Raw genomic sequence first — 11,625 nt, forward strand, 5'->3', positions numbered from 1 at the left:
CTCGGCGAAAGCGAGCGTCATAAACTAATTTGTATCGTGTTGTTATCAACGTGCTGAAGTTGGTCTTGATTATGCGCTACATTAACAATTTGTCGCTCACGCATTAGACCACCCAAGCTTATGTTATCTAAGAAGTCGGCGATTCTTTCACTTAAGTCATTCCACAATGAATGGGTAAGACAAGGTTTGCCGCCTTGGCAGTCTGCAGAACCATGACAACGTGTTGCATCAATCGACTCATCAACAGCGTGAATCACCATGCCTACTGCAATATCATCAGCGTCCATACCTAGGCGATATCCGCCGCCAGGGCCACGCACGCTGGTTACTAAGCCATGTTTACGTAATTTTGAAAACAGCTGCTCTAAATAAGACAAAGAAATACCTTGTCGCTCAGAAATGTCAGCTAAAGAGACCGGCCCTTCTTCCATATGAAGAGCAACATCTAACATCGCTGTAACTGCGTAGCGTCCCTTAGAAGTTAAGCGCATATCAAACCTATATTTTCCCGTGAACTTGGTCACAATCTTTCCATACCCTAGTAATTTAGTCAAGTATAAAACCTACTAAATTAGTCAGGATTATTTTTCTGGTTTGGAAATATGCTTATCAAAAGAAGTTAAAATGCCACGCATTACATTAAGCTCTTGTTTTTCCATACGAATACGGTTGAACATTCGTCGTACTTTTTCCATTACTTTGCCCGGGTGTGGCTTAATGATAAAACCTGAGTCAGCAATAGACTGTTCAAAATGCTGATAAAAACGCTCTAAATCATCGGCGTGAGGGTAATCTTCGGGAGCAGCTTCCGGGTGTGTGTTTTGCTGGTCTAAAAATGCCATACGCACTTCGTAGCATAATAGCTGAACAGCCATTGCTAAATTTAGCGAACTATATTCGGGGTTAGCAGGTACACAAACGTGATAATGGCATTGCTGCAACTCTGGGTTGTTTAAACCACTGCTCTCACGACCGAACACAATAGCGACTTTACCCTGTTGGGCCTCTGCGGCGAGTTTAACGCCGGCTTCTCGCCCATCAACCATCGGCCAATCTAAAGTTCGAGAACGGGCACTGGCGCCAATAACTAGCTGACAGTCTGCAACTGCTTCTGATAACTCTGAGACAATTGTGGTACCACCAAGCACATCCGATGCACCTGCAGATAACGCAACTGACTTACCATCAATCTCAGCTTCTGGAGCTACCAAGCACAAATCGCTAATTCCCATGGTTTTCATTGCTCTGGCTGCAGAGCCAATATTGCCACTATGACTAGTGCCAACTAAAACCACTCGAACATTTTCCAACATTACTTTTACTTCACCCTAAATTTGATGCGCGGGATTGTAACATAGCCATAGCCTTAGCAGCTAGATTGGAAAAAGTTTATATGGAGTGCCTATAATCAATTGTGTTTGTTTTTGGTTTTCCCTATAATCCGGCGGTTATTTTATGTTCTTTCTACAAATTGGTGGTAATTCATGCATGCTATGCTAAACATTGCGATTCGCGCTGCGCGAAACGCAGGTAAAGTCGTAACTCAAGCTTACGAACAGTTAGATAAAGTTGAAGCGACAACAAAAGGCGCTAACGACTACGTAACTAATGTTGATAAAGCCGCTGAGAAAAGCATTATCGACACCATTCAAAACGCTTTCCCAGATCACTCTTTTATTGGTGAAGAAAGTGGCTTAACAGCTGGCAAGGATGATGAATATCAATGGGTGATAGACCCATTGGATGGAACCACCAATTTTATCAAAGGTATTCCTCACTTCTCTATCTCTATCGCATTACGCGTTCGAGGGAAAACAGAGCATGGTGTGATTTACGACCCTCTTCGGAATGAGTTATTTGCTGCTTCACGCGGTAAAGGCGCGCAATTAAACGGTTACCGTTTACGTGTTACTAAAGCTAAAGATTTAGAAGGCACACTAATTGGTACCGGCTTCCCATTCAAACGCAAACACTACATGGACAGCTATTTAGCCATGTTCGGAGCAATCTTTGCCGAGTGTGGAGACATGCGCCGTGCTGGTTCTGCCGCTTTAGATTTAGCCTATGTAGCCGCTGGTCGTTTAGACGGTTTTTTTGAATTAAACTTGAAGCCTTGGGACATCGCAGCAGGTGAACTAATTGCTCGCGAAGCAGGTGCCATTGTTACAGACTTTAGCGGCAACACAGATTTCTACCAAAGTGGAAATGTTGTATGTGCAAACCCTAAAGTACTAAAACACATGTTATCTACAATTCGTCCGCATTTAACGGATGCAATTAAAGCTTAATAAAATTAGGCAGAAACAACTTAAAGCGGGCACTGCCCGCTTTATTTTTGTCTTTAAGACCACTATTTTATAAATAGACACCATATTTAGGATGTATTTATGAGATTGCTACCTCTACTGCTTCTGCTGATAGGCGCTTATGCAAACGCCGCTAACTTAACCCAACAACAAATAGACAACTGGTTTGAAGCGAGCAAAATGCTTAAGCCGATTGTTGAAAAAATCGAAGAAGAAAACACATTAGAAGAAGTAGAAAACCCCAGCGAGCTAGCCGAACAGATGGTTCTTCAGCTCAATCAAAGTGCTTATGCTAACGAAGTGAAACAAGTATTAGATAAATACAACTTAGACTTAGAACACTGGGCAGCAACTACCGAGCAAGTAATATTTGCTATCTTGGCCGTTAATTTAGAAGAATATAAACCACAGCTTGAAGTCTACGAAAACATGAAACAACAGTTGTTAGATAACCCCGAGCTATCGGCTGAACAGAAACAACAACTGTTGGAATCATTCGAAATCGGCGACCAATGGTTTACCCAACTGCAATCTGTGCCCCAAAGTGACATAGATCTAATAGCGCCTCAAGTATCAAAAATTAGCCAAGAACTAGGCTGGGAATTTGATACTAATTAGCACCTAAATCGAAGCTATCAGAACCTAATTCAGCTCGCTCTAGTTGTAGCTCTAAAAACGCGATGCGCTTGGCAAACTCGCCTAACAGCGCATCCTTTATTTTTAGTAACTCAAGCATTGGCGTGGGCTCTCGCCAATCTGGATAGTCGCCTTTAGCTTCGGCTTGCTGAAAAGCCTGCTCGGCCTCAAGCTGGTCAAAAAAGTAATAGGTATTTTCGGCAATATCAAAAGCATAAATTGTTGGGTTAACTTGGTCATTCATCTTTTATGAGCCTTCTAACCGGTAGCCCGCTTCCTTCCAGCCACGGATCCCACCATCCATAGATATCACATTGGTATAACCCATCTTCACCAAATTGTCGGCGCTTAATGCTGAGCGAAAACCTCCACCACAGTAGATCACAATCATAGTGTCTAAATCTGGGATAAGCGTTTCTACATCACGCTCCATTACCCCTCGCCCCATATACTTGGCATTTGGAATACGGCTTTTTTGCCATTCATCTTGTTCACGATTATCAATCAAGGTGAATGCTAAACCTTGTTCTAACCATTGTTTAACCTGGTGCACATCGCACTCTTTAATACGGCTGCGACAATCATCAACCAACGCTAAGAATCGAGGGTTATGGGCCATTGTGTTTTCTCCTTAACAACAAAAAACCCGCCGAAGCGGGTTTAGATAATTATGCGATAGGGTCCTGGTCGGCACCTTCTTTCTCTTCGATTTCTTTGGGCATAAAGTCTTCTTTCTTAATGCCTAAGTACAATGCCAGCGTACTAGCAACGTAAATAGAAGAGTGAGTACCAATGAATACACCAAACAATAAAGCCGTAGCAAAGTTGTGAATCAACTCACCACCCAACATGAACAATGATACAAGTACCATGATGGTGGTTAACGAGGTAACAATTGTACGGTTAAAGGTTTGAGTTAAAGAAACATCGATAATTTCTTCAGGGTCGCCTTTGCGTAACTTACGGAAGTTTTCCCTGATCCTATCAGATACAACAATGGTATCGTTCAAGGAGTAACCGACTACGGTTAACAACGCGGCAATAACCGTAAGATCAAACTCTAACTGTAATAGTGAGAACAAACCTAGGGTTGCCACTACGTCGTGAGCCAAAGCTAACACCGCACCCAAAGCCATTCGCCATTCAAAGCGCATTGCCACATACAGCAAGATACAGCCCAGAGCGGCGATAATAGCTAAGCCACCCTGCTCTGCTAACTCTTTACCTACCGTTGGGCCTACGTACTCAATACGGCGCATTTCAACATCAGAATCCACTTCACTACGAAGCAAACCCATAATGCTGTCACCTAAGTGTTGGCTATCAATTCCTTCACGCGGCATCATGCGCAACAATACTTGGGTTTGAGAACCAAAGTATTGTGCAACGATATCAGGGTAACCATTGTTGCCCATCACTTCGCGCACTTCTGTAAGATCAGCGGCCTGAGAAAACTCAACTTCAATCAAGGTACCGCCAGTAAAGTCGAGACCCCAATTGATTTTGTTAATCGCTAAGCTAGCTACCGAAGCCACCATCAGCAAAACAGTAAACCATATAAATGGTTTGCGGTGCGACATGAAGCGCACGGTGCCTTTTGGTCTAAATAAATAAAACACGTCGTAGCTCCTAGATAGACAACTTGTCTATTTTCTTACCGCCCCATACCCAGTTAACAATTACACGGGTACCTACAATGGCAGTGAACATAGATGTTGCAATACCAATCGCCAGCGTCACAGCAAAGCCTTTTACAGCGCCAGTACCAATCGCGAAAAGAATCAACGCAGTGATAAAGGTAGTGATGTTAGCATCAGAAATCGTTGAAAGTGCGTTGCTATAACCGTAGTGAATTGCTTGTTGAGGGCTGCGGCCATCGTTTAGCTCTTCACGAATACGCTCAAAGATAAGCACGTTAGCATCAACCGCCATACCAACGGTTAGAACAATACCTGCCATACCTGGCAAGGTTAAGGTAGCACCAGGAATCATCGACATTACGCCAATAATTACCCCTACGTTTGCAATCAAAGCAAAGTTAGCCACCAAGCCAAACTTACGGTAGTAAATAGGCATAAATACTAATAATGCTAATAAGCCAACCACAATCGCCATGAAGCCTTTATCAATGTTGTCTTGACCAAGGCTTGGGCCAACAGTTCGTTCTTCAACAATTTGAATCGGCGCAATCAGCGCACCAGCACGTAAAAGTAGTGCTAGGTTTTGTGCTTCTGCAGGAGAGTCAATACCAGTAATTCGGAAACTACGACCAAGGCGCGATTGAATGGTAGCAACGTTAATCACTTCCTCTTGACGCTCTAAAATGGTTTTACCTTCAGCGTCTTTCTTATCGGTTGGTTTGTACTCAATGAATAAAGTCGCCATTGATTGGCCAACATTATCTTTAGTGAAGGCAGCCATTTTGCTACCACCTTGACTATCAAGGCTAATGTTAACCTGCGGACGGCTGTACTCATCAAACCCCGACTGTGCACCCACGATGTGGTCACCGGTTAAGATAACTTGGTTACGCAATACTACTGGCGAGCCATCAACACGTTTTGCTAGCTGAGAACCAGGAGGCACTCGGCCAGCGGCTGCATCGCGCACATCAGCGTCGGTATTTACCATTCTAAATTCAAGAGTAGCGGTTGCACCTAAAATTTCTTTGGCACGTGCGGTGTCTTGAACACCTGGTAATTGCACCACAATACGCTCAGAACCTTGTCGCTGTACCTGTGGCTCAGCAACACCTAACTCATTTACCCGGTTACGGATAATGGTAATGTTTTGCTGCAGCGCATACTCGCGAGTTTCTTTTAGCTTCTCATCAGTCATTTTAGCGCTAAGACGGAATTGGTCGCCTTGGCTAGCATCACTGAATTGGTATTCATTGTATTTGCGGTCTAAAAAGCTGATGGCTTTATCTAGGGTGGCTTCGTCACGAAAACGAACTACCACAGAATCGCCTTGCGCTCTTACCCCAGCATAACGCAGTTTTTCTTCACGTAAGTCGCTTCGAAAATCTTGAATCATACCTTCTTGGGCTTTACTGATTGCGGCATCCATATCCACTTCCATTAAGAAGTGCACACCACCACGTAAGTCCAAACCAAGCTTAAGCGGGCCCGCACCGATGGCGTCTAACCAACCAGGCGTTGCTGGAGCAAGGTTTAACGCAACGATGTAATCGTCGCCTAATAAATCATGTAAGAGGCTTTTTACTTTAAGTTGGTCAGCATCGTTACGTAAACGCACTAAGGCTAAACCATCTTCAAAGGCAACAGAGCGAAAGTCGATAGACTGCTCTGTGAGGAAGTTGCGAATCTCGTCTAATTGGGCCAGCTCTACTTGAGCGCCCCGAGTGCCAGACACTTGTACTGCAGGATCCTCACCGTACAAGTTTGGCGTGGCGTAAAGAAAGCCGATGGCAATCACAGCGATTACCATCAGGTTCTTCCACCAAGGGTATCTATTTAACAAAATCTTATCCCTAGTGACCGAATAGCTACTATAGCGACTTCAGCGTGCCCTTTGGCAATACCGCTGATACAAAGTCCTTCTTAAGCGTAACTGTGGTGTCATCGCTTAGGCTTAATTGGAAGTAGTCATTTTCATCAGAAATCTTGATGATTTTACCTACCAAGCCACCAGTGGTGAGTACTTCATCACCCTTAGACAATGAAGACATCAAATTCTTATGCTCTTTAACACGCTTAGATTGTGGGCGGTAAATCATGAAGTAGAAAATTACCGCGAAAATCACCATCATGAAAATTAATTCCATGCCGCCACCTGCAGGTGCCGCTGCACCGCCTTCTGCGTATGCTGGAGAAATAAATAAGCTCATTGTTACCCTCATTAAAAAAATTAAAAACTTAAGATAATCTATACAACTACCTTATTAAATGGAGACAGAGCAAGCAAAAACAAGGCTTTGCTTGCTCAATCGGGCATTATTCCGCCAAAGGTGGGACTTCACGCCCCAACTTTGCGTAAAACTCTGCTACAAAATCGTCTAACTTACCGGCTGCAATTGCACCACGTAACCCTTCCATCAAGCGCTGATAGTGACGCAGGTTATGAATGGTATTCAAACGAGCGCCAAGGATTTCATTACACTTGTCTAAATGATGCAAGTAGGAACGAGAATAATTTTGACAGGTATAACAATCACACTCTTTATCCAGTGTATTTGTATCTTCACGGTGGCGCGCATTGCGAATTTTAATCACCCCTTCACTAGTGAATAGGTGACCATTTCGCGCATTTCGAGTTGGCATTACACAATCGAACATATCCACGCCTCGACGCACACCTTCAACCAGATCTTCAGGTTTACCCACACCCATTAAGTAACGTGGTTTATCTTCAGGTACTTTATGTGCCACGTAATCAAGTATGCGGTGCATATCTTCTTTAGGTTCGCCAACCGCTAAACCGCCAATCGCATAACCATCAAAACCAATGTTAGTTAGGCCTTCCAGCGACACATCACGTAAATGCTCGTAAACACCGCCTTGGATGATGCCAAACAAGGCATTTTTGTTTTCCAACTCATCGTGGCGCTGACGTGAGCGCGCTGCCCAACGCAAGGACATTTGCATCGACTTATCCGCTTCTTCTTCAGTCGCTGGGTAAGGCGTACACTCATCAAAAATCATCACCACGTCGGAGCCCAAATCATTTTGGATCTCCATAGATTTTTCTGGTGTTAAGAAGATTTTATCGCCGTTTACCGGGTTGCGAAAATGTACGCCTTCCTCAGTAATATTGCGAATATCGCCTAGGCTAAATACTTGAAAACCGCCTGAGTCTGTAAGAATAGGACCTTGCCAGTTCATAAAATCATGCAAATCACCGTGGGCTTTCATCACTTCTTGGCCAGGGCGAAGCCACAGGTGGAAGGTATTACCCAGTAATATCTCAGCACCCGTTGCACTTACTTCTTCTGGCGTCATGCCTTTTACAGTTCCGTAAGTACCCACAGGCATAAACGCAGGGGTTTCTACTGTGCCACGTTCAAACACTAAACGGCCGCGGCGTGCTTTACCGTCTTGCGCCAATAATTCATATTTCATAACTTACCTCAGATCGGAAAAACAGTCCGATTCAGATTGCTTCAAATAAGCGCTTAGATAATTGTCTAATCGCCAAAATAGGGTTAACTAAGCGTCTTTACGCTCAATAAACATGGCATCGCCATAACTAAAAAACCGGTAACGCTGCTCTATAGCGGCTTGATAAGCCTTCGTCACATTATCTTTACCGGCAAACGCCGAAATCAGCATGATCAATGTAGATTCAGGCAGGTGGAAGTTGGTAACCATGGCATCAACCAACTCAAATTGATAACCAGGATAAATAAAAATATCGGTTTCTGCCGCGTAGGCTTGTAAAGCTTGCCCCTTGGCTTTGGCATCTTTAGCCGCGCTTTCTAACGAACGAACTGAAGTTGTACCCACTGCAATCACTCTACCACCAGCGGCTTTAGCTTTAGCGATTTTAGCCACAACATCCTCGCCAACTTCAGCGTATTCGGAATGCATCACATGCTCATCTACCGACTCAACTTTCACCGGCTGAAAAGTACCAGCACCAACATGCAAGGTAACAAAGGCAATATCCGCCCCCTTGTCTTGGATCTGTTGCATCAAGGCGTCATCAAAGTGCAAGCCCGCCGTTGGCGCGGCAACAGCACCGGGCTTTTCATTGTAAACCGTTTGGTAACGTTCCTTATCGGCATCTTCATCGGGCCTGTCGATATAAGGAGGCAATGGCATGTGGCCGTAGGCTTCAAGCAGTTCTAGCACTGTTCGCTGGTCATCAAAACGTAATTCGAACAAGGCATCATGGCGAGCTAGCATGGTAGCATCAAACGCGTCGGCCAAGCGCAGAGCTGAACCGGGTTTAGGTGATTTAGAGCAACGAACATGCGCAAGCACTCGATGTTCATCTAAAACACGCTCAATCAGCACTTCAAGTTTTCCGCCACTGGCTTTTTGACCGAACAAACGCGCAGGAATAACCCGTGTATTATTAAAAACCAATAAATCGTTAGCTTGGATATGGTTTAGTAGGTCTGGAAACTGCTGATGTTGTAGCTCACCAGTATTGCCATTAAGACACAATAAACGACTATCACGACGTTGCTGTTTTGGATAACGAGCGATTAACTCATCGGGGAGTTCAAAAGAAAAATCGGCAACACGCATTAGGCTAAAAACTCTGTGGGCTATTCAATAATAAACAAGGCCGCAATTTTAGTGATTGCGGCCTGTAATAGCAAGGATTAGCGCTTGAAATGCTGTGCTTTGCTAGGCCGCCGCAATAGCCACAACGGCAAGCCCAAAATCAATAGCCACCAACTGGCGCCACCACCGCTTGACGAGGGAGTATCCGCAATACTGCAAATTAAGCTGCTATCGCCAGCAATACTGGCTGTATCGGTGATCCAAGTACAAACTGTGCCTATATCAGCATACACGCCAGCACTGCCTTGGCAAGATAGATTCCCCCAACTCACCAAACCTAATAAACGATGTTGCTCTTGCTCTTCAATAAAAACCGGACCACCGCTATCACCAGAACAGGCGTCTTGGTTAGTACCATAGGCGCAAAACATTTGATCGGTAATTGAAGAAGCGGACCACTCATCTTCACAACGGCTCTCGCTTATTAAACTCAGGTTACCTTGCTGTAACACGTCTGGATAAATTGGGTTCAAAGGGTCAGTATTGGTTCGCCCAAAGCCGACCACCTGCATAAAGCCACCAATATTGAGCGCATCGGTTACCTTATTAGCGTTGAGAATAACCGGCGTTACGCTTTGCGCTTCTGTTAATCGTAATAGGCTAACATCATAATCAAAAGCAGGACCAGAATCGGAAGGATTAACATAGCTTGGGTGCTGATATACCTCACTCACTTGCAAGGCATCGGGATGAGCACTATTAGCAAACTGATAATTGCCCAACAACACTTTGACTTCTGAGGCCGCAATCGTTCGATTTAGTCGGCTGGAGTCATAGGTACAATGAGCGGCCGTTAACACCCAGCGCTCGCCAATTAACACTCCACCACAGCGTGATGAGCCGAGAAACACTTGAGCCATCCACGGATAATTAGCTGGCGCATCATTACCACCAACAATAAATGGGACAATATCGGATTCAGCTTTAAGCGAAGTACTTACACCCAACAAAAAGGACAAAACCACTAGCCACACTTTTGTAATCTTCATTTGCTTATTCTTCGTTGTTTTCACGTATTGTGACGTGCTCAGGATCACCCAAAAAATGCGGTTCAGCTTGCAATACATGTAAATCAATCAAGGCCTTAGTTCTCGCTAACACCTCTCGTAACCTCACCCGCCAATGAAAAGCTTGCGGTGCATCGTCTACCACATAACCATAAGCTTCTATGCCATATTGATTAGCGATGTATAAAGCCCGTTCCACATGAAATTGCTGCGACACAATAATTATAGCCTGTTGGCCAAACACTTCTTTAGCTCTCACAATAGAATCGAAAGTACGAAACCCTGCATAATCTAAAGCAATATGTTCACGTGGCACGTTCAAACGTAGCACGTCGTTTAACATGGTTATAGGTTCATTATAATAGCGGGTAGCATTGTCGCCACTTAAGATTAGCGCTTGAACCTTATTGGTGTGGTATAGCTTAGCTGCAGCTTCAACTCGAAAGGTATAATAAGTATTTAGTCGCTTACCCACATACTTACTTGTGCCCAAAACTAAAGCAACAGGCTGAGGCGGCAGTTGTTGCATATCGCGAAACCACTGCCCGGAAACTTGGCGAGAAATGTAACGGTCTACGGCCACTAGGCAAGACAGCACTACGATAACCATCAGCAACACCACGCCAAGGAATCGTTTCACTGCATGTACTCCGACCATAATCTACAATTAAAGCCATGCTAGCATAGCCAAACTTGGCAACCCAGTGACTAGGAAGGTTTTTGTTAGAAAAAAGTTTTATCAACAATACCTTGGCAAGTTTCAAAGGCTTCGTAAAGAAGCGTAAAAATAGTTTACATAAACAGATAATTTGCTAACTTAAGCCACAATTAAAGTAATGGTATTTAACATATGAACTTAACAAATAGCCCGCAGCGCTTTGGACTTCTCAGTAAACTCATTCACTGGATGATGGCACTACTTATTTTAAGCTTAATTGCCATTGCACTTTATATGGATACCTTGCCTAGAGGGCCAGAGAAGTTTGAATTATATGACCTTCATAAGGGTTTAGGCTTACTTGCCATAGCAGCCATAGCAATACGAATTGTTTGGCATCGCGTAAGCAAAGTACCCGCTCCTATCGGTGAAGGGATAAAGCTTAAGATGGCTCATCTAGGCCACATCGCTTTATATCTGCTGATGTTAGTAATGCCTATTTCTGGCTTGATTATGTCCTTGTCTGGCGGCCATGATGTGAAGTTTTTTGGCTTGTTTACGATAGCGGGTTTTGCAGAAAAAAATGAATCGCTTAACGAGATTGGCTCGGTTATTCACCATTACGGCGGCCAACTTCTCTATGTGGTGCTTGCAGTGCATGTACTCGCAGCTTTATATCACCACTTCATTCTAAAAGACGACACGCTAAAACGAATGACCTCTAAATAGAAAACACCTTTATTAGCGACTCGCAGTTAAGCCAA

Annotated in this window: 14 protein-coding genes; 3 read left to right on the forward strand and 11 right to left on the reverse strand. The window is 44.1% G+C overall.

All coding sequences use genetic code 11. From position 1 onward, the window contains the following. Positions 1 to 17: 17 nt before the first annotated feature. Together iscR and trmJ are read right to left on the reverse strand one after the other, a co-directional pair. Positions 18 to 491, reverse strand: coding sequence for a Fe-S cluster assembly transcriptional regulator IscR (gene iscR, locus OV592_RS14065; protein WP_016401238.1), 474 nt, complete (start codon positions 489 to 491; stop codon positions 18 to 20). A 90-nt stretch (positions 492 to 581) separates the two neighbouring features. Beyond that, positions 582 to 1,313 (reverse strand): tRNA (cytosine(32)/uridine(32)-2'-O)-methyltransferase TrmJ, encoded by a 732-nt coding sequence (trmJ, locus tag OV592_RS14070; RefSeq protein ID WP_016401239.1) that lies wholly within the window; start codon positions 1,311 to 1,313, stop codon positions 582 to 584. Positions 1,314 to 1,484: 171 nt separating this feature from the next. Here trmJ and suhB point away from each other — a divergent pair, with 171 nt between their 5' ends. Then, positions 1,485 to 2,288: an inositol-1-monophosphatase gene (gene suhB / locus OV592_RS14075; RefSeq protein ID WP_016401240.1), complete on the forward strand. Its 804-nt coding sequence runs from the start codon at positions 1,485 to 1,487 to the stop codon at positions 2,286 to 2,288. A gap of 99 nt (positions 2,289 to 2,387) precedes the next feature. Next, positions 2,388 to 2,924 carry a hypothetical protein gene (locus tag OV592_RS14080; RefSeq protein WP_406609011.1) on the forward strand — a complete coding sequence of 179 codons (537 nt, stop codon included), beginning with the start codon at positions 2,388 to 2,390 and terminating at the stop codon, positions 2,922 to 2,924. Here OV592_RS14080 and OV592_RS14085 read toward each other — a convergent pair. The 9 genes from OV592_RS14085 to OV592_RS14125 all read right to left on the reverse strand — a co-directional run bounded on the left by OV592_RS14085 (position 2,917) and on the right by OV592_RS14125 (position 10,843). After that, positions 2,917 to 3,186, reverse strand: a complete 270-nt coding sequence (locus tag OV592_RS14085; RefSeq protein ID WP_406609012.1) for a hypothetical protein — start codon at positions 3,184 to 3,186, stop codon at positions 2,917 to 2,919. The two genes, OV592_RS14080 and OV592_RS14085, sit on opposite strands and share 8 nt — an antisense overlap. A 3-nt stretch (positions 3,187 to 3,189) precedes the next feature. Beyond that, positions 3,190 to 3,561, reverse strand: a complete 372-nt coding sequence (locus OV592_RS14090) for a rhodanese-like domain-containing protein (protein WP_406609013.1) — start codon at positions 3,559 to 3,561, stop codon at positions 3,190 to 3,192. Positions 3,562 to 3,610: 49 nt separating this feature from the next. Continuing rightward, positions 3,611 to 4,561, reverse strand: coding sequence for a protein translocase subunit SecF (secF, locus tag OV592_RS14095; protein WP_016401244.1), 951 nt, complete (start codon positions 4,559 to 4,561; stop codon positions 3,611 to 3,613). Between the two features lie 10 nt (positions 4,562 to 4,571). Further along, positions 4,572 to 6,425, reverse strand: coding sequence for a protein translocase subunit SecD (gene secD, locus OV592_RS14100; protein ID WP_406609014.1), 1,854 nt, complete (start codon positions 6,423 to 6,425; stop codon positions 4,572 to 4,574). 28 nt (positions 6,426 to 6,453) lie between these two features. Beyond that, positions 6,454 to 6,792, reverse strand: coding sequence for a preprotein translocase subunit YajC (yajC, locus tag OV592_RS14105; protein WP_016401246.1), 339 nt, complete (start codon positions 6,790 to 6,792; stop codon positions 6,454 to 6,456). Between the two features lie 106 nt (positions 6,793 to 6,898). Beyond that, positions 6,899 to 8,023 carry a tRNA guanosine(34) transglycosylase Tgt gene (gene tgt / locus OV592_RS14110; RefSeq protein WP_152779321.1) on the reverse strand — a complete coding sequence of 375 codons (1,125 nt, stop codon included), beginning with the start codon at positions 8,021 to 8,023 and terminating at the stop codon, positions 6,899 to 6,901. 87 nt (positions 8,024 to 8,110) lie between these two features. Then, positions 8,111 to 9,157, reverse strand: a complete 1,047-nt coding sequence (gene queA, locus OV592_RS14115; RefSeq protein ID WP_338621714.1) for a tRNA preQ1(34) S-adenosylmethionine ribosyltransferase-isomerase QueA — start codon at positions 9,155 to 9,157, stop codon at positions 8,111 to 8,113. Between the two features lie 77 nt (positions 9,158 to 9,234). Continuing rightward, complete coding sequence (locus OV592_RS14120; RefSeq protein ID WP_406609015.1) at positions 9,235 to 10,185, reverse strand: S1 family peptidase; 951 nt, start codon at positions 10,183 to 10,185, stop codon at positions 9,235 to 9,237. Positions 10,186 to 10,189: 4 nt separating this feature from the next. Next, positions 10,190 to 10,843 carry a vancomycin high temperature exclusion protein gene (locus OV592_RS14125; RefSeq protein ID WP_249483617.1) on the reverse strand — a complete coding sequence of 218 codons (654 nt, stop codon included), beginning with the start codon at positions 10,841 to 10,843 and terminating at the stop codon, positions 10,190 to 10,192. A gap of 210 nt (positions 10,844 to 11,053) precedes the next feature. Between OV592_RS14125 and OV592_RS14130 the strand changes: the two genes are divergently transcribed. Further along, entirely contained in the window at positions 11,054 to 11,590 is a 537-nt protein-coding gene (locus tag OV592_RS14130) for a cytochrome b (RefSeq protein WP_406609016.1), read from the forward strand. Positions 11,591 to 11,625 lie beyond the last annotated feature (35 nt).

It is taken from the genome of Agarivorans sp. JK6 (genome assembly GCF_045277145.1).
Taxonomy (GTDB): domain Bacteria; phylum Pseudomonadota; class Gammaproteobacteria; order Enterobacterales; family Celerinatantimonadaceae; genus Agarivorans; species Agarivorans albus.